20 protein-coding genes are annotated in these 16,480 nt (G+C 48.6%); 12 read left to right on the forward strand and 8 right to left on the reverse strand.

The features are described 5' to 3' along the window. Nucleotides 1-275: 275 nt before the first annotated feature. The gene (locus tag HMPREF3091_RS15770) at nt 276-1,964 is read right to left on the reverse strand and encodes an aspartate:alanine antiporter (RefSeq protein WP_035504062.1); all 1,689 of its coding nucleotides are present in this window, start codon (nt 1,962-1,964) and stop codon (nt 276-278) included. Nucleotides 1,965-2,302: 338 nt separating this feature from the next. On the opposite strand from HMPREF3091_RS15770, the gene ybjM reads away from it, so the two are divergent. Next, entirely contained in the window at nt 2,303-2,701 is a 399-nt protein-coding gene (ybjM, locus tag HMPREF3091_RS15775; protein ID WP_004095906.1) for an inner membrane protein YbjM, read from the forward strand. Between the two features lie 69 nt (nt 2,702-2,770). Here ybjM and HMPREF3091_RS15780 read toward each other — a convergent pair whose 3' ends face one another. Continuing rightward, nucleotides 2,771-3,034: a GrxA family glutaredoxin gene (locus HMPREF3091_RS15780; protein ID WP_004095905.1), complete on the reverse strand. Its 264-nt coding sequence runs from the start codon at nt 3,032-3,034 to the stop codon at nt 2,771-2,773. 165 nt (nt 3,035-3,199) lie between these two features. Here HMPREF3091_RS15780 and HMPREF3091_RS15785 point away from each other — a divergent pair, with 165 nt between their 5' ends. Genes HMPREF3091_RS15785 through rimK form a run of 3 tightly spaced genes read left to right on the forward strand, consistent with a single transcriptional unit; the run spans nt 3,200 to nt 5,126 of the window. Further along, complete coding sequence (locus HMPREF3091_RS15785) at nt 3,200-3,505, forward strand: DUF1418 family protein (protein WP_004095904.1); 306 nt, start codon at nt 3,200-3,202, stop codon at nt 3,503-3,505. Further along, complete coding sequence (nfsA, locus tag HMPREF3091_RS15790; protein ID WP_008812961.1) at nt 3,489-4,211, forward strand: oxygen-insensitive NADPH nitroreductase; 723 nt, start codon at nt 3,489-3,491, stop codon at nt 4,209-4,211. Before HMPREF3091_RS15785 ends, nfsA begins: the two co-directional genes overlap by 17 nt. Before the next feature lie 27 nt (nt 4,212-4,238). Continuing rightward, nucleotides 4,239-5,126: a 30S ribosomal protein S6--L-glutamate ligase gene (gene rimK, locus HMPREF3091_RS15795; RefSeq protein WP_070716960.1), complete on the forward strand. Its 888-nt coding sequence runs from the start codon at nt 4,239-4,241 to the stop codon at nt 5,124-5,126. On the opposite strand, the gene HMPREF3091_RS15800 is transcribed toward rimK, so the two are convergent. Further along, on the reverse strand, nt 5,123-5,422 hold the full coding sequence (locus HMPREF3091_RS15800; protein ID WP_210403565.1) for a DUF4250 domain-containing protein: 300 nt from the start codon (nt 5,420-5,422) through the stop codon (nt 5,123-5,125). The two genes, rimK and HMPREF3091_RS15800, sit on opposite strands and share 4 nt — an antisense overlap. A gap of 37 nt (nt 5,423-5,459) precedes the next feature. Between HMPREF3091_RS15800 and HMPREF3091_RS15805 the strand changes: the two genes are divergently transcribed. The 7 genes from HMPREF3091_RS15805 (at nt 5,460) to rlmC (ending at nt 12,367) form a co-directional block, all read left to right on the forward strand. Beyond that, entirely contained in the window at nt 5,460-5,951 is a 492-nt protein-coding gene (locus tag HMPREF3091_RS15805; protein WP_004095896.1) for a type III secretion system chaperone family protein, read from the forward strand. 393 nt (nt 5,952-6,344) lie between these two features. Further along, nucleotides 6,345-7,451, forward strand: coding sequence for a spermidine/putrescine ABC transporter substrate-binding protein PotF (gene potF, locus HMPREF3091_RS15810; protein ID WP_004095893.1), 1,107 nt, complete (start codon nt 6,345-6,347; stop codon nt 7,449-7,451). A gap of 153 nt (nt 7,452-7,604) precedes the next feature. Beyond that, nucleotides 7,605-8,738 carry a putrescine ABC transporter ATP-binding subunit PotG gene (gene potG, locus HMPREF3091_RS15815; RefSeq protein WP_070716963.1) on the forward strand — a complete coding sequence of 378 codons (1,134 nt, stop codon included), beginning with the start codon at nt 7,605-7,607 and terminating at the stop codon, nt 8,736-8,738. A gap of 10 nt (nt 8,739-8,748) precedes the next feature. Further along, nucleotides 8,749-9,711: a putrescine ABC transporter permease PotH gene (gene potH / locus HMPREF3091_RS15820; protein WP_004095889.1), complete on the forward strand. Its 963-nt coding sequence runs from the start codon at nt 8,749-8,751 to the stop codon at nt 9,709-9,711. Beyond that, nucleotides 9,711-10,556, forward strand: coding sequence for a putrescine ABC transporter permease PotI (gene potI / locus HMPREF3091_RS15825; protein ID WP_004095887.1), 846 nt, complete (start codon nt 9,711-9,713; stop codon nt 10,554-10,556). Before potH ends, potI begins: the two co-directional genes overlap by 1 nt. A gap of 79 nt (nt 10,557-10,635) precedes the next feature. Next, the gene (locus tag HMPREF3091_RS15830; RefSeq protein ID WP_004095886.1) at nt 10,636-11,112 is read left to right on the forward strand and encodes a YbjO family protein; all 477 of its coding nucleotides are present in this window, start codon (nt 10,636-10,638) and stop codon (nt 11,110-11,112) included. Nucleotides 11,113-11,182: 70 nt separating this feature from the next. After that, a complete protein-coding gene (rlmC, locus tag HMPREF3091_RS15835) occupies nt 11,183-12,367 on the forward strand; it encodes a 23S rRNA (uracil(747)-C(5))-methyltransferase RlmC (protein ID WP_256385890.1) in 1,185 nt (394 codons plus the stop codon). Here the strand turns inward: rlmC and HMPREF3091_RS15840 are convergent. Next, complete coding sequence (locus HMPREF3091_RS15840) at nt 12,355-12,843, reverse strand: methylated-DNA--[protein]-cysteine S-methyltransferase (protein WP_004095884.1); 489 nt, start codon at nt 12,841-12,843, stop codon at nt 12,355-12,357. The genes rlmC and HMPREF3091_RS15840 overlap by 13 nt on opposite strands. Nucleotides 12,844-12,920: 77 nt before the next feature. Between HMPREF3091_RS15840 and HMPREF3091_RS22265 the strand changes: the two genes are divergently transcribed. After that, complete coding sequence (locus tag HMPREF3091_RS22265; protein WP_083321445.1) at nt 12,921-13,109, forward strand: hypothetical protein; 189 nt, start codon at nt 12,921-12,923, stop codon at nt 13,107-13,109. Here the strand turns inward: HMPREF3091_RS22265 and artJ (HMPREF3091_RS15845) are convergent. From artJ (HMPREF3091_RS15845) to artJ (HMPREF3091_RS15860), 4 genes are all read right to left on the reverse strand, one after another. Further along, nucleotides 13,084-13,815: an arginine ABC transporter substrate-binding protein gene (artJ, locus tag HMPREF3091_RS15845; protein WP_008812969.1), complete on the reverse strand. Its 732-nt coding sequence runs from the start codon at nt 13,813-13,815 to the stop codon at nt 13,084-13,086. The genes HMPREF3091_RS22265 and artJ (HMPREF3091_RS15845) overlap by 26 nt on opposite strands. 239 nt (nt 13,816-14,054) lie before the next feature. Then, entirely contained in the window at nt 14,055-14,723 is a 669-nt protein-coding gene (gene artM / locus HMPREF3091_RS15850; RefSeq protein WP_004095864.1) for an arginine ABC transporter permease ArtM, read from the reverse strand. After that, the gene (artQ, locus tag HMPREF3091_RS15855; protein WP_004095863.1) at nt 14,723-15,439 is read right to left on the reverse strand and encodes an arginine ABC transporter permease ArtQ; all 717 of its coding nucleotides are present in this window, start codon (nt 15,437-15,439) and stop codon (nt 14,723-14,725) included. The genes artM and artQ overlap by 1 nt, the downstream gene beginning before the upstream one ends. 238 nt (nt 15,440-15,677) lie before the next feature. Further along, nucleotides 15,678-16,409, reverse strand: coding sequence for an arginine ABC transporter substrate-binding protein (gene artJ / locus HMPREF3091_RS15860; protein WP_070716971.1), 732 nt, complete (start codon nt 16,407-16,409; stop codon nt 15,678-15,680). Between the last annotated feature and the right edge of the window lie 71 nt (nt 16,410-16,480).

A 16,480-nucleotide genomic window follows, 5' to 3' on the forward strand; every position in this document is an offset into this window, starting at 1 on the left:
TGGCGGTTTTTGGCGATGTGTGTTTTTTTGCAGCCACTTTGCTGCCACTTTGCTTAAATGTAGGCTGTAACTCATTGTTTTGTATGTATTTAAATTTCAGGCAATAAAAAACCCGATAGTCTTGAACCTAAGTAGGCGGGACTATCGGGCTCCTCAATATGGGGAACATCAAAGAAAAGCAGTGGCACTAATTAAGACTTTGCGGAGGCTAGAAAGTTTCAGGCAAAGTGAAAAAAATCACATTTTTTCTTTTTTGCCTGAATTATAAGGTTTTCTTATCCGCCGAGTCCTGGCCAAATGATCACAATCAGTGTACCGGCCAGCGTGAGTAGTACGTTAGCGATGGCGTAGGTGCCCGCATATCCCAGCGCAGGAATATTACTGCGTGAAGCATCGCTGATGATTTCCATGGCCGGAGCACAGGTTCTCGCCCCCATGATGGCGCCAAACAGCAGCGCACGGTTCATACGCAGTACATAGGCACCAAACAGGAAGCAAATCACCACCGGCAGTAAGCTGACGACTAAGCCCGAAAGTAACATCTGGCCACCGATTTGCCCCAGCCCGTGGTTCATCCCTGCGCCTGCGCTCAGGCCGACACCGGCCATAAACACCATCAAACCGAATTCCTTCACCATATTCAGCGCTCCCTGTGGGATGTAGCCGAAAGTAGGGTGGTTGGCGCGAAGGAAGCCAAGCATAATGCCTGAGAATAGCAGCCCAGCAGCGTTACCAATACCGAACGAGAAGTTGCTGAACTTGAAGGTGATAAGGCCAATCATGAGGCCGATAATAAAGAAAGCGCAGAAAGCCAGCAGATCGGTGACCTGACTGTGGATAGAAATAAAGCCGATACGCTCTGCCACGCTTTTCACACGACGGGCATCACCACTGACTTGCAGCACATCGCCTTTGTTCAAAACGATGTTGTCGTCGATAGGCATTTCGATTTGGCTGCGGATAACGCGGTTTAAGAAGCAACCGTGGTCTGTCAGTTTAATTTGGCTCAGACGCTTGCCTACGGCATTGTTGTTTTTCACCACGATTTCTTCGGTCACGATGCGCATATCGAGCAGGTCGCGGTCGAAGACTTCTTTACCGTTACGGAAGCTAGGATCTAAACGAGCATGGGCGTCAGGGTAGCCAACCAGTGAGATCTCGTCGCCAACTTGCAATACGGCATCGCCGTCTGGCGTGGCAAGAATACCGTTACGACGAATACGTTCAATGTAGCAACCGGTTTGGCGGTAAATACCCAATTCACGCAGATTTTTGCCATCAGCCCAAGACACTAGCTCAGGACCAACGCGGTATGCGCGGATCACCGGCAGGAAAACTTTTCGCTGAACTTCATTATCTAAACCGCGCTCGCGAGCGATTTGCTGCGCTGACGTTGGCAAGTCTTGGTGCTGGAGTTTGGGTAAATAACGAGCACCAAAAATGAGGCTGACTAAACCGATCAAATAGGTGAGCGCATAGCCGAGACTGAGGTTATCTTGCAAATGTGCCAGCGAAGGGTTGTTCGCCATGGTTTGGCGCAGCGTATCACCCGCGCCGACCAACACTGGGGTCGACGTCATGGAGCCCGCCAACATACCGGCAGTGAGTCCGATATCCCAATGGAAAAGTTTACCAAAGCCTAATGCCATCACTAGCGCGCTGCCAACCATCACCAGCGCCAGCATCAGATAGTTTTTCCCATCGCGGAAAAAGATTGAAAAGAAGTTAGGTCCCGCTTCTACGCCGACGCAGAAAATAAACAGCATAAAGCCGAGATTGAGCGCCTCAGTATTGATGGCGAAGTGTTGTTGCCCAAGCAGCAGCGAAACAACGAGAACACCTATCGAGTTTCCGAGTTGTACGGAACCCAGACGAAGTTTACCGAGGCAAAGCCCCAGCGCTAAGACAACGAACAACAGCAGGATGTAATTTCCTGTTAACAAACTTGCGACATCAATGTTCACGGCGAATAACTTATCGTTAACTAGCTTGCGCTTGATATGATTGACTATTGGGGATACATTCAACCATACAAAATAATAAATTTCATCTATATCTAGGGTATCCCTAACAATAGCTGAAATCCCGATACCACTCCGGTATTGGCAGATAGATTAGACGTTATCTGGGTGTTCAGCCAATAAATGGCAGAACAAAATAGATGCGTCGCTTGTGGTTGTACACCGTTGAACACGCTAGGGAATGCTGGACCCAGCTCGTTATCTGTTTCATCAAGGCTGATGAGAAGTGCGGATAGCGGTGGGTGTGTTAAATATCGCTTCTAAGGAAAGAGGGATTTTTGATGGCTATTTATAGGCGTTGGCTAGGCGCAATTGTTTCATTTATTTTAGTGGTACTCCTTTTTATCGTTTTGAAACCTTGGACGAATGCTCACGGTCCTAACATTGTCATGAAAGGCGAGATTAACCTGTTGCTGTTTGTTATTCCTGGTTTTGTCGCCAGTTGTTTCTCCGCAAGCGGACGTATTTTTTATCCTTTTCTTGGTACGTTATGTGCCGTTTTGATCTCTACACTGATCCATTTATGTTATGGCACTGAGTTGCGTAGCGGACTACAAATGTTTGCCTATGGCACCAGCGCGCTTTTCTGGTCAGTTTCTGGTGCATTTTTATATTGGTTTTTGACACTGGCTTGGCAAAAGAAACAGAAACGCTCGTTGGGCGCAGAACGTTACCGCTAACCATTCGTTGTTACAGACAAAACAAAAGGGCATCCATGGGATGCCCTTTTTATCGAACGAAGAATATTTTTACTGGAACAGAGCCAGATTTTCTTTCGCGTAGGCTTCAAAATCGGTGCAGCCGCCAATGTGTTTTTGATCGATGAAGATCTGAGGAACGGTTTCAACAGGTTTACCGACGGTTTTTTCCAGATCGGCTTTGGTGATACCTTCTGCATGGATATCAATATAACGGAAGTTGAAATCATCGCGTTCTTCGGTCAGTTTTTCAGCCAACTCTTTAGCACGGACACAATACGGGCAGCCCGGACGCCCAAAAATTACTGCAAACATGAGAACTCCTTGATTGATTTGAGCTTATTCACTAAATCTTGATAATGTTTAGCGCCGACTCACTTTAACTGCGTTTACTATGCCTGTTACGGCAGTTAAAAAAAAGTAGGATTTGCCTGTTACTTTGATAAATTTTGCCTATATGGGGCGTACTGGGAGAAGCCGATGAAGGCTTTAGGGGATTTACCTAAACCCGTTTTGGTCTGTGAAGCGATAGGAATGGTGCTGCTGGTGGTAGCCTATCTGAGCATTCACGATTATATTCATTTACCCAATCCGCTAGCGACACCGTTCGCTGCGGTTATGATGATTTTTGCCGGTGTTGCTTTGATGATACCGGCTGCCGTAGCGCTGATCTGGAGCTTAACTCACAGCAAAACACCGCTGTTTAGCTTAACGCCAAAACAGGACACGCCAGCGGCAAAACCTGAAGTAAAATCTGAGGAGCATAAAAATGACGCCAACCATTGATCTTCTGTGTTCACACCGGTCTGTTCGTGCATTTACACCACAGCCTATCGGTGACGCAGAGCGGGAGGCAATTTTTGCTGCAGCGCGAGCTACGTCCAGCTCAAGTTTTTTGCAGTGCAGTACCATTATTCGAATCACTGACTCTTCATTGCGTGAGCAATTAGTTGAGCTGACCGGTGGGCAACAGCATGTGGCAGAAGCTGCAGAGTTTTGGGTATTCTGCGCTGATTTTAATCGTCACCAAGAGATTTTCCCTCAGGCCGAATTGGGACTGGCCGAGCAACTGTTATTGGGAACGGTAGACACCTCACTCATGGCGCAAAACGCCTTTACGGCGGCGGAGTCTCTGGGGCTCGGCGGTGTTTATATCGGTGGCCTACGTAATAATATCGATGAGGTCACTCAGTTATTAAAGTTGCCGCGAAACGTATTACCGCTGATGGGATTATGTTTGGGCTATCCCGCAGTTGAACCAGCGCAAAAACCGCGTTTACCACAGGCGATGGTGGTGCATGAAAACCAATATCAGCCGCTGGATCGCGAATTGCTGGCGCAATATGATGCGCACATCAGTGCTTATTATCAAAGCCGTAGCAGCAACGCGCGCTGTGATACCTGGAGCGATCAGATTAAGCGGACTCTGGCAAAAGAAAGTCGCCCGTTCATGCTGGAATATTTGCACAAGCAGGGCTGGATCCTGAGATAGTTCATCCTTAGGCTGAAGAGGTTGGCCGTGAAGATCGTCATACTTTCCCGAGATGGCTCTCTCTATTCTTGTAAGCGTTTGAAAGAGGCGGCACAGCGTCGTGGTCATCAAATCGACATCGTTGATCCGCTTTCGTGCTACATGAATATCAACTGTGCAGCGCCGAGTGTGCATGAGAAAGGGCGTAAGTTAGAACGCTATGACGCGGTGATCCCGCGCATTGGCTCGGCGATCACCTTTTACGGTACCGCTGTTTTACGCCAGTTTGAAATGTTAGGTAGTTTCCCGCTAAATACCGCGGCTTCGATAGCCAAAGCGCGCGACAAATTGCATTCGCTGCAGCTGTTGGCTCAGCAGGGGATAGATCTTCCCGTGACGGGTTTTGCGCATCGGCCTGATGACACCAGCGACCTGATTGAGATGGTGGGGGGCGCGCCGCTGGTGGTTAAACTGGTGGAAGGTACGCAAGGGATCGGCGTGGTTTTGGCTGAAACACGTCAGGCGGCGGAAAGCGTGATCGATGCTTTTCGCGGACTGAATGCCCATATCCTGGTACAGGAATACATTAAAGAAGCGCGCGGTGCCGATATTCGCTGCTTAGTGATAGGCAAACGAGTGGTAGCGGCTATCGAACGTCAGGCCAAGCCGGGAGAGTTTCGTTCCAATCTACACCGAGGCGGAACGGCGAAACGAGTGACGCTCAGCGATCAGGAACGGGAAGTGGCGCTAAAAGCTGCCGCAACGCTGGGGCTTTGCGTTGCTGGCGTGGATATCTTACGTTCCAATCGTGGCCCGCTCGTGATGGAGGTTAATTCTTCTCCGGGCTTGGAAGGGATTGAAACCACCACGGGAAAAGACATCGCGGGCATGATGATCGAATTTATTGAGCGTGCGATAGCACGCAAGAAAAGTTAAATCTGCACAAATTGATTGGTCGCAGGTTGGTACTGATAGCCAGCCTGCGACAGTCTTTCCTGTAAAACCTCAACGGAAAGATCGTAACGGCGGGCGAGATCGTCAAGCGAAGGGCATTCGTCGCGAAGTTTCATATTGATGATACTCATCAACATCAGTGGATCCATTGTGGCATAACGCGCGAGCGGCATGGTGTATTCCTCTTTCCACAGCGATTGGCTAATTAATTGTCTTTGAGCATAGATAAAACAGGTATTTTTCCGTAAGCTATGCGCCTTTTCTATTTCTGTGTTCATTATCTCCTGTTTTATCATTTTTGTAAGGTAGGCCACTATGGATTCGCTAATCGTCCCGGATCTGGATCTTTTACGACGCTGGCTGGATCAACTGGGCATCACCTTTTTTGAGTGTGACTCCTGCCAAGCGCTACATCTGCCGCATATGCAGAATTTTGATGGCGTGTTTGACGCTAAAGTTGACATGATCGATAAGACGATTTTGTTTAGCGCTCTGGCTGAGATACGTCCAACATCGTTGATTCCGCTAGTCGCCGATCTCAGTCAGATGAACGCCAGCACTCTGGCGGTTAAAGTATTTATTGATATTCAGGACGACAATTTGCCTAAGCTGATTGCCTGTCTATCTCTGAACGGCAGCGTAGGTATTACGCTAGAGCAGTTTGCCGCCTTTATGCAACAGGGCGAAGAGCAGCTGTCGATGATCATGATGGAAACACGCGCGAATGGCATGTTGTTCCTCGGCGAAGGTGAAGAAAGCGATGCCGACTATGATCCCGAAGCTGCTAGTGGGCCACTCCTGCATTAATCGTCACGCGCTTGATAATTGCTGCGCTGACTGGGTTCAACGGCACCGTAATGGTGCCGTTAATATTTATATAAAAACCTCATAAATATTCTACTAATCAATCAATCCCCCCTATATCCAACGGCATTCACCGCGAGAATGCCGCACAACATAGATACAATTGCATAAAAAATCGATAATTGACGTTTTTTCCTTCACTGGGTGGCTGGATGGCCTATCACCAGTTATGCTTGATTTGCAGTGTATTGCTCAGATTTCCCTCAGGTTATTCCTGAAACTATCAGTGAAAAAATATTCTCTTTATTTGATTTTATATGCACGAAGTATCTGGTGATTACTGTTGGCAAGCGGGCTAGTGCGCGCCGTTTCTACATTATTTGGAGGGATTGACGAATGTTTAACGGGCATAAAAAGTGGTTAGCGGGGGCAATAGCTGGCGCTTTCATCGCGGCGGGGGCGACGGCGGCCGATCAAAAGACGCTGCATGTTTATAACTGGTCTGACTATATTGCACCGGACACCTTGGCGAACTTTACCAAAGAGACGGGCATTAAAGTGGTCTACGACGTTTTCGATTCTAACGAAGTGCTCGAAGGTAAACTGATGGCCGGCAGTACCGGATTTGATCTGGTTGTGCCATCGGCGAGTTTCCTCGAGCGCCAGATTGGTGCTGGGGTGTTTAAGCCTTTGGATAAGAGCCAACTGAGCAATTATAAAAACCTCGATCCTGAACTGCTTAAGCTGGTTGCTAAACACGATCCCGATAATAAATACGCAATCCCTTATACCTTCGCGACCACCGGTATTGGTTATAACGTAGAAAAAGTAAAAGCGGCATTAGGCAAAGATGCGCCGGTTAACAGCTGGGACTTGGTGCTGAAACCTGAGAATTTGGAAAAATTGAAAAGCTGTGGTGTCTCTTTCCTTGATGCTCCGGCTGAAATTTATGCCACTGTGCTTAACTACATTGGCAAAGATCCCAACAGCTCTGATGCCAATGACTACAACGGCGCGGCGAACGATCTGCTGCTAAAACTCCGTCCGAATATTCGCTATTTCCATTCATCACAATATATCAACGACTTAGCCAACGGTGATATTTGCGTTGCGGTGGGCTGGTCCGGTGACGTTATGCAGGCCGCCAACCGTGCTAAAGAAGCGAAAAACGGCGTGAATATTGCCTACAGCATTCCGAAAGAAGGGGCGTTAGTGTTCTTTGATGTGTTCGCGATGCCGGCTGATGCCAAAAATACCACTGAAGCCTATCAGTTCCTCAACTACCTGATGCGTCCTGAGGTGATTGCTAATATCAGTAATCATGTCTATTACGCCAACGCCAACAAAGCGGCAACGCCGTTGGTGAATCCTGAAGTGCGGGATAATCCGGGAATTTATCCTCCGCCAGACGTGAGAGCGAAGATGTTCACGCTGAAAGTGCAGTCGCCGAAAATTGACCGTGTGATCACCCGTGCTTGGACCAAAGTGAAAACCGGAAAATAAAACAGCGAAACAGTTACATAGATAAAAAGTGTGACTACGCTGAATACACAGGCAGAGAAAACCTCTTTGCCTGTGTACTTTTAAACTGCTCTTTGAGCGGTATGTGTCGATACAGCCGGGTCTGTGTCAGGTGCGAGAGTGAGGACGTCCCGAATGAATGAAACCATCCCCCGTCAGGCGCCGAAGGTGCATAAAGCATTTGCGCCTCTGCTAGAAATTCGCAATCTCAGCAAAACATTTGACGGACAGCTCGCCGTTGATGACGTTAACCTCACTATCTATAAAGGCGAAATTTTTGCCCTGTTAGGCGCTTCCGGATGTGGCAAGTCTACTCTGCTGCGTATGCTTGCGGGGTTTGAAATGCCCACTAGCGGGCAAATTGTGCTGGATGGGCAAGATCTGGCCCATGTCCCACCTTATCAACGACCTATCAATATGATGTTCCAGTCTTATGCGCTTTTTCCACACATGAGCGTGGAGCAAAACATCGCGTTTGGCTTAAAGCAGGATCGCTTGGGTCGTAACGAAATCCGTCAGCGCGTTGAAGAGATGTTAGCGCTGGTGCATATGCAGGAATATGCCAAGCGCAAGCCGCATCAGCTTTCCGGTGGTCAGCGCCAGCGCGTGGCTTTGGCGCGGAGTCTGGCAAAGCGCCCGAAGCTGCTGTTGCTAGATGAGCCGATGGGGGCATTAGATAAAAAGCTACGCGAACGCATGCAGCTTGAGGTCGCCGATATTTTAGAACGGGTCGGCGTTACCTGCGTGATGGTGACGCACGATCAGGAAGAGGCCATGACGATGGCGGGGCGTATCGCCATTATGAATCGTGGTAAATTCGTGCAAATCGGTGAGCCTGAAGAAATTTATGAACATCCGAATAGCCGCTATAGCGCGGAGTTTATTGGTTCAGTCAACGTCTTTGACGGCATTCTCAAAGAATCGTTGGAAGATTCATTGCTTATTCAAAGCCCTGGTTTGACTCATCCGCTTAAAGTGGATCTTGATGCTGCGGTGGTGGAGGGCGTTCCTGTGCAGATCGCGCTGCGCCCAGAGAAGATTTTACTCTGTGATACACCACCAAAAGATGGCTGTAACTATGCGACCGGTGAGGTTGTGCACATTGCTTATCTTGGTGATTTGTCGATTTATCACGTGAAATTACTGAGCGGACAGATGATCAGTGCCCAACTGCAAAACGGTCATCGATTCCGTAAAGGAATGCCAACGTGGGGCGATGAAATCAAACTCTGTTGGGATGCTGATAGCTGCGTTGTTCTGACGGTCTGAGGAGATAGCGATGTCGACACTATTTACAAGTCGCAGCGATCGCCCCCCGGTACAACGTGTCGGGAAATTGACTGCATGGTTATACCGCCTGCGTGGCGTACATGGTCGCAAGTTGGTTATTGCTTTACCTTATCTGTGGCTGATCTGTTTATTTTTACTGCCGTTTCTTACCGTATTTAAAATCAGTTTCGCCGAGATGGCGCGTGCTATTCCCCCGTTTACGGACTTAGTCACCTGGGCCGACGATAAACTGGATATTGCGCTTAACTTCGCTAACTATTTTCAGTTGTTCGACGATCCGTTGTATGTGGATGCCTATCTTCAGTCGTTGCAGATCGCCGCCGTTTCGACGCTTTGCTGTCTACTGATTGGCTACCCGCTGGCTTGGGCTGTGGCACATAGCAGTTCCTCGACGCGTAATATCTTGCTGTTGCTGGTTATTTTGCCTTCTTGGACGTCATTCCTGATCCGTGTGTACGCATGGATGGGAATTTTGAAAGAGAACGGCGTGCTGAATAACGTGCTGCTGTGGTTAGGCGTTATCGATCATCCGTTGATTATTTTGCACACAAACACGGCGGTATATATCGGCGTGGTTTACTCCTATCTGCCTTTCATGGTGCTGCCGATTTATACCGCGTTGACGCGTATTGATTATTCATTGGTCGAGGCCGCGCTGGATCTCGGGGCGCGTCCAATGAAAACCTTCTTCAAGATTATCGTGCCGCTGACGAAAGGCGGAATCATTGCGGGTTCGATGCTGGTGTTTATTCCGGCGGTGGGCGAGTTTGTGATCCCTGAACTGCTGGGTGGGCCGGACAGCATTATGATTGGGCGGGTACTATGGCAGGAATTCTTCAATAACCGTGACTGGCCGGTGGCCTCCGCGGTGGCGATCTTGATGCTGTTGCTGCTGATCGTACCGATTATGCTGTTCCATAAATATCAGAATAAAGAACTGGGGGCGCACTAATGAATACGTTACCTGTTGTACGTTCTCCGTGGCGAATTGTGATTTTGGTGGTTTGCTTCTTCTTTCTGTATGCGCCAATGCTTCTACTGGTTATCTACTCCTTTAATAGCTCGAAGCTGGTTACGGTGTGGGCGGGGTGGTCTACGCGGTGGTATAGCGTGCTGTTTCACGATTCGGTGATGATAAGTGCCGTGGGTCTGAGCCTGACGATAGCCGCAGCGGCGGCGACCATGGCGACGATTCTGGGCACCATGGCCGCGGTCGTGATGGTTCGTTTTGGTCGTTTTCGTGGCTCAAACGGGTTTGCCTTTATGCTCACCGCTCCCTTAGTTATGCCTGATGTCATCACTGGACTCTCGCTGCTGCTCCTGTTTGTTGCCATGGGGCATCTTATCGGATGGCCAGCAGAGCGCGGTATGCTTACCATCTGGATGGCACATGTCACATTTTGTACGGCTTATGTCACGGTGGTGGTGAGCTCGCGCCTGCGTGAGCTAGACAAATCATTGGAAGAGGCTGCTATGGATCTTGGGGCGGCTCCGCTAAAAGTATTCTTTGTGATCACGATCCCCATGATAGCCCCCGCGCTAGTGTCTGGCTGGTTACTTGCCTTTACGTTATCGCTCGACGATCTGGTTATTGCCAGTTTTGTCGCCGGACCGGGGTCAACCACGCTGCCGATGTTGGTGTTTGCTAGCGTCCGTATGGGCGTTAATCCTGAAATTAACGCATTGGCGAGTATTATCCTGCTGGTGGTCGGCGTTATTGGTCTTATTGCGTGGTGGTTTATGGCGCGCAGTGAAAAGCGGCGTCTTAAAGAGATCAGAAAAGCAGCAGGTAGTTGATATTTCTTATTAATAACCACTAGCCTGATCAACATAAATTGTCCTATTATGAGTTATTCAGGCTAGCTTATGGAATAAGATGTCAGAAATACTGCGTAACCGGCATGAAATGCTGAGAAAATTGGCAATAGCCCCTGTATCTGTATTAATTGCTGGGACGGCGATTATGGGTATCCATACGCTTGGCTTTTTGCTCCTCATGCACGAACTTGGTTTTGAGGGCGTCAGTACATTTGTTTCTGACAGCGTTCAAGACTGGGACTCCGCGCTATTATGTTTTGCCAGTATCGTGGTGCTGTTGGTCGAGATTAGCTGTGGTTTTGCCGTGATGCAGGGGAAAAACCTTGGTCGCTGGGGGTATCTTGGCTGTCAGGTGCTGGTGATTAGCTACATGCTATTGGCATCCCTTGGCTGGTTTCATCCAGAAATGTTCAGCGTGAACGGCGAAACAGGCAGTGAGATTTTCACCGAGCTAGTGGGCTTAAAAATCCCTGAGCTGATGATATTAGGATTGTTGTTTATCCCGCGCGCAAGTCGCCGCTATTTCTCTTCGTGAAAAGCTTCCTAGACTAAAGCGCGGAAACTTTCCCCGCGAGTTTCACCCGCTTTATGTGGTTTATGCTACAATCCGCGCCGCTTTAACCTCACATTTATCTCATTCAAATAGAGTCTTTGTTATGCACTGTGCCCTGTATCAATCGGGAACTTGTCGCTCTTGTCAGTGGCTGGAAATGCCGTATCCACAGCAAATCGCCGAAAAGCAGCAACAGCTGGAATTACTGATGTCTGACTTACCGGTCGAACGCTGGTTACCGTCAGTGAGTAGCGCAGAGCAGGCATTTCGTAACAAAGCAAAAATGGTCGTCAGCGGCAGCGTGGAGCGTCCACTGCTAGGCATGTTGCATCGTGATGGAACGGCGGTCGATTTATGTGAGTGTCCTCTCTATCCCCACTCTTTTAGCGCAGTGTTTGATGTGCTGAAGGTGTTTATTGCACGTGCAGGGCTGACCCCCTACAACGTGGCGCGCAAACGTGGTGAGCTGAAATATCTGTTGCTAACTGAAAGCCAGAAAAACAGCCAGTTAATGCTGCGTTTTGTGTTGCGTTCTGACGCTAAGTTAGCCCAGTTACGCGCTGCGTTGCCTTGGCTCCAACAACAGCTTCCACAGTTAGTCGTGATTACCGCAAATATCCAGCCGGTGCATATGGCAATCCTCGAAGGGGATACCGAAATATTTCTTACCGAGCAACAGGCGCTAGAAGAGTCTTTTAATCAAGTCCCGCTCTATATTCGCCCGCAAAGCTTTTTCCAGACCAATCCACAGGTTGCCGCATCGTTATATGCCACGGCGCGTAAATGGGTGCACAAACTGAATATCAGGAGTATGTGGGATCTGTTTTGTGGTGTCGGTGGTTTTGGTTTGCATTGTGCAACGCCGGAGATGAAGCTCACCGGTATTGAGATCAGCGCGGAAGCTATCGCTTGCGCCACGCGGTCTGCGCAGCAAATTGGATTACAGAACGTACAGTTTTCCGCGCTCGACTCTACCCGTTTTGCCTCGGCGGAAGGGGAGGTTCCTGAGTTGGTGCTCGTCAATCCGCCACGCAGAGGTATCGGGGCTGAACTGTGCGAATATCTTGGCAAAATGGCGCCGGGTTATATTCTCTATTCCAGCTGCAATGCTCAGACGATGGCTCAAGATATTGCAAGACTGAAAAATTATCGTATCGAGCAGGTACAACTGTTCGATATGTTCCCGCATACCGCCCATTATGAAGTGCTAACGCTGCTGGTTCATCAAACGCGATAAACGATTTTCTCTAGATCCAACAGCGCTTTCTTGATCGGTAACCCACCGGAGTAGCCGGTCAAAGAAAGATCTTTACCTAATACGCGATGGCAAGGGATGAGGATCGAAATGGGGTTTCTCCCCACGGCACCGCCGACGGCACGAACGGCTTTAGGGTTATTTAGCGCGTTAGCGATAACCGAATAGTGACTGATAGTGCCGTATGGAATGGTGAGCAGTTCTTTCCAAACCGATTGCTGAAACGCTGTGCCCACCGGCGCTAAGGGTAAATTATCAAAGCGCAGTTTCTCACCGGCGAAATAGGCATCTAAGCAGTCGCGAATTTGGCGGTTGATGCTGAAATCTCCGTCCTCAATCCACTCGGCAGGACATACCTTTTCTTCTATCTCATTTGGTAACCATAGCTGACGCAGCCCTTGATCATCCGAAACTAATCTTAGCAATCCAACGGGCGATGAATAAAGTGCGTGGTACATGAAATTTCCCCTACCGACTATCCTGATATGCGTTGAGCTGCTAAAGGTAGCAAAACTGAGTGAGGGGGGATATTACCATGAAGGATAAGGGGAAAAATTCAGAATTTGAAACGGTACTGCGTTGGCTACGCTCGTTATTCGTCCCATCCTTGGGACTCACCCTACGGGTCAGCGCTTGCCGCAACGCCGATGATTTAGGCGATGCGGCAAGTCAACAGTCGAGAGTATTTCAGCTGCAAATCACTGCGGGAACCACTGCTGATTGATTTTCTGATAAGTGCCGTTGGCTTTGATCTCATCCAGCGCTTTATTCAACTGGGCCAAAAGCGCGGTATTTTCTGGGCGAACAGCGATACCTAAACCTGTGCCAAAGTATTGTGCATCAGTGACGTGATCGCCGACGGCAGCCAGATTCGGATTACTCTTCAGCCATTCATTAACCACTGCGGTATCGCCGAATACACCATCTAAACGACCACTTTTCAGATCCAGAATGGCGTTTTGATAGCTATCGTAGGCAACGGTTTTGATTTCTGGGTGTTTATCCTGCAAATATTTTTGATGAGTGGTGCCATTTTCCATCCCCACGCGTAGGCCTTTCATGTCTGCGAAGGTTTTGTATTTGCCTTTTTCAGCGATGATGATCGCGGAATTAGCGTAGTACGGCTGGGTGAATGCCACCTGTTTCTGACGCTCTGGCGTAATATCCATGCCGGAAATCACCGCGTCATAACGTTTAAATTTCAGCGCAGGGATCAGGCTGTCGAACGCCTGATTTGTGAAGGTGCAGGTGGCCTGCATCTGCTTGCACAGCGCTTTGGCTAAATCCATGTCAAAGCCAACAATCTGGTTATTGGAATCCATGGATTCAAACGGTGGATAGGTGGCGGAAGAGGCAAAACGGATGGTTTCCGCTGCGGTTGCGGTGAAGCTCATTCCTGCCAGTAATGCACAAACCATCAGTTTTTTCATGTCTAACTCCTGTCTGAAATAGGATCTAATTTTGATTTTTAGCCAGCCGTTTTAGTTTTGATTTATGGGTATGAACGGAACGATGTTCATGCTCAACGGCGGCTTGGTGAACAGGAATGACTTTGCCATTAAGTGAATTTATATGCAATATATTTGGTTAAATATTTATTGTTGTTTTTTGAGGATACAAAAAAGCCAGCGCTGAGGCTGGCTTTTAGTAAGTATTTTAACGAGTTGATTTAATTTCTACGTTCGAAGGCGAGAGCGCGACGTTCAACCATACGCATAATTAGCGTAAGCAATCCGTTCACGCACAGATAAATCACACCCGCAGCACCAAACACCATGACGTCATAGGTGCGGCCATACATTTGCTGGCTATAGCCCATAACTTCCATCAGCGTAATGGTGTAGGCCAATGAGGTGCTTTTGAAAATCAGGACGACTTCGTTGGAATAAGACGACAGCGCACGTTTGAAGGCAAACGGCAGCAAAATACGTAATGTCTGGCTGCGAGACATACCAAGCGCTTCACAAGACTGCCATTGGCCGGAAGGGATTGCTTTTACCGCGCCGTAAAACAGTTGGGTCGTGTACGCCGCGCTGTTAAGCGCCAAAGCGACCATCGCACATAGCCATGGCTGAGACAGCATATTCCACAGCCACGGTGTCTGCTTGATCCAGTCAAACTGCCCCGGTCCGTAATAGATCAGGAAGATCTGCACCAGCAGCGGTGTTCCGGTGAACAGCGTGATATATCCTTGTACTAGCTGTGTGAGCACCACAGGGCGTAGCGTTAGCACAATGGTGAACAGCAATGCCAACACCAGCGCAACCAGCAAGGAAATAATGGTCAGGGATAAACTGGTCGGTAACCCTTGAATGATATCAGGAATGTATTCAAACATTAGGCGTTCCCCCGCTCAAAGCGTGTGGTGCGCAGTTCGATTCGCTTGAGAATATATTGGCTGAACAGGGTAATAACCAAATAGATAGCGGCTGCAACCATGTACCACGTGAAAGGTTCTTGAGTTCGGGTGGCGATGCTTTTGGTTTGTAGCATTAAATCGTTCACGCTGATCAGTGAAACCAGAGCGGTATCTTTCAGCAGCACCAACCACTGATTTCCCAACCCAGGCAGAGCATGACGCCACATCTGCGGCATCACCAAACGGAAGAAAATAGCGCTTTTGCTTAGGCCAAGAGCTTGACCGGCTTCACGCTGGCCTTCAGGTACGGCTTTTAACGCGCCACGCAGCGTTTGAGACGCATAAGCCGCATAAAGCAAGGCCAATGCGATAACGCCACATACGAAGGGACTGACCTCAAAGTTTTCAATATTGAGTTGGATAGGGATTTGCACAAAGCCCAAATTCAAACTGAAGCCGTCGGAAAGCACCATGAGTAGTTGAGCCGAACCGAAATAGATAAACAGCACAACCAAGATTTCAGGTAAGCCACGAACCAGCGTGACCCATGCGGTGCCGAGCCATGCCACAGGTTTGATATTTGAAGATTCCCAGACGGCAAAAATCATCGCCAAAATAAGCCCGAGAACTAAAGCACACAGCGACAGGCCAACGGTCATGCCCGCCGCGCTTAATAAAGGTTGAAATTCAATCATTGCTTGGAGCCTATCCCATCAGGCGAGCTGTTCGCCAAAATGATCACTTATTACGCCTACAAAGATAGGCACTTCTTTATTCCCGTTATCTTTCAAGCTGCAGAGTTGTCACCCGAATCACTGACTTATGTAAGCTCACCGAGATTAATGAGAGGCTGGATACTTCTCACCGAAGTCCAGCCTTTGTCTCTTATTTGCCGCTTTCCTGCATCTTGAAATCTATAAGACATCAAAGCGATTACTGCTGGAACCACTTGCTATAGATGGTTTTATAGGTGCCATCCTGCTTCAACTGATTCAGCGCCGCGTTAAATTGATTCAGCAGCTCGGCATTGTTCTGACGTACTGCAATACCCAAGCCTGTACCGAAGTAGTTCGGATCAGTCACTTTATCGCCTACGGCGGCAAGCGCGGCATTCTGCTTCAGCCATTCGTTAACGACCGCAGTATCACCGAATACCGCATCTAGACGCCCGTTTTTCAGATCCAGAATGGCGTTCTGATAGCTGTCGTATGGCACTGGCGTGATTTCAGGGTGTTTTTCTTGTAGGTACTTCTGGTGGGTCGAACCATTTTGCATCCCCACACGCTTACCTTTCAGCGCAGCGATATCAGCCACTTTGCCTTTTTCAGCAATGAACAACGCTGAGTTATCGTAGTAAGGCGCGGTAAACGCCACTTGTTTCTGACGTTCAGGAGTGATGTCCATACCTGAAATCACGGCGTCGATACGTTTAAACTTCAAACTTGGGATCAGGCTATCGAAAGACTGGTTGGTGAAAGTACAGGTCGCTTTCATCTGCTTACAGATAGCGTTGGCCAGATCGATATCAAATCCCTGCATCTGGTTATTGGCATCCATAAATTCAAATGGAGGATAAGAAGCTTCCGCAGCAAAACGAATGATTTCCGCCGCTGATGCAGAGACGCTGATACCGGCTAATACTGTGGCAATTATGATTTTTTTCATCGCAGACTCCAACTTCTGTTAGCTAATAGTTTTGTTAAAACGGTTAAAAACGACCGTGTCTAAACGCCAAT

Origin of the sequence: Hafnia sp. HMSC23F03 (assembly GCF_001816025.1) — a bacterium.
Lineage (GTDB): Bacteria > Pseudomonadota > Gammaproteobacteria > Enterobacterales > Enterobacteriaceae > Hafnia > Hafnia paralvei.

What these genes read in the sequence shown, in the direction of transcription:
- artJ (WP_008812969.1), bottom strand. Translation starts at nt 13,815, where the DNA reads ATGAAAAAACTGATGGTTTGTGCATTACTGGCAGGAATGAGCTTCACC.
- potG (WP_070716963.1), top strand. Translation starts at nt 7,605, where the DNA reads ATGAATGAAACCATCCCCCGTCAGGCGCCGAAGGTGCATAAAGCATTT.
- potI (WP_004095887.1), top strand. Translation starts at nt 9,711, where the DNA reads ATGAATACGTTACCTGTTGTACGTTCTCCGTGGCGAATTGTGATTTTG.
- artM (WP_004095864.1), bottom strand. Translation starts at nt 14,723, where the DNA reads ATGTTTGAATACATTCCTGATATCATTCAAGGGTTACCGACCAGTTTA.
- artQ (WP_004095863.1), bottom strand. Translation starts at nt 15,439, where the DNA reads ATGATTGAATTTCAACCTTTATTAAGCGCGGCGGGCATGACCGTTGGC.
- HMPREF3091_RS15785 (WP_004095904.1), top strand. Translation starts at nt 3,200, where the DNA reads ATGAAGGCTTTAGGGGATTTACCTAAACCCGTTTTGGTCTGTGAAGCG.
- HMPREF3091_RS15800 (WP_210403565.1), bottom strand. Translation starts at nt 5,422, where the DNA reads ATGAACACAGAAATAGAAAAGGCGCATAGCTTACGGAAAAATACCTGT.
- potF (WP_004095893.1), top strand. Translation starts at nt 6,345, where the DNA reads ATGTTTAACGGGCATAAAAAGTGGTTAGCGGGGGCAATAGCTGGCGCT.
- HMPREF3091_RS15830 (WP_004095886.1), top strand. Translation starts at nt 10,636, where the DNA reads ATGTCAGAAATACTGCGTAACCGGCATGAAATGCTGAGAAAATTGGCA.
- HMPREF3091_RS22265 (WP_083321445.1), top strand. Translation starts at nt 12,921, where the DNA reads ATGAAGGATAAGGGGAAAAATTCAGAATTTGAAACGGTACTGCGTTGG.
- HMPREF3091_RS15805 (WP_004095896.1), top strand. Translation starts at nt 5,460, where the DNA reads ATGGATTCGCTAATCGTCCCGGATCTGGATCTTTTACGACGCTGGCTG.
- ybjM (WP_004095906.1), top strand. Translation starts at nt 2,303, where the DNA reads ATGGCTATTTATAGGCGTTGGCTAGGCGCAATTGTTTCATTTATTTTA.
- artJ (WP_070716971.1), bottom strand. Translation starts at nt 16,409, where the DNA reads ATGAAAAAAATCATAATTGCCACAGTATTAGCCGGTATCAGCGTCTCT.
- potH (WP_004095889.1), top strand. Translation starts at nt 8,749, where the DNA reads ATGTCGACACTATTTACAAGTCGCAGCGATCGCCCCCCGGTACAACGT.
- HMPREF3091_RS15840 (WP_004095884.1), bottom strand. Translation starts at nt 12,843, where the DNA reads ATGTACCACGCACTTTATTCATCGCCCGTTGGATTGCTAAGATTAGTT.
- HMPREF3091_RS15780 (WP_004095905.1), bottom strand. Translation starts at nt 3,034, where the DNA reads ATGTTTGCAGTAATTTTTGGGCGTCCGGGCTGCCCGTATTGTGTCCGT.
- nfsA (WP_008812961.1), top strand. Translation starts at nt 3,489, where the DNA reads ATGACGCCAACCATTGATCTTCTGTGTTCACACCGGTCTGTTCGTGCA.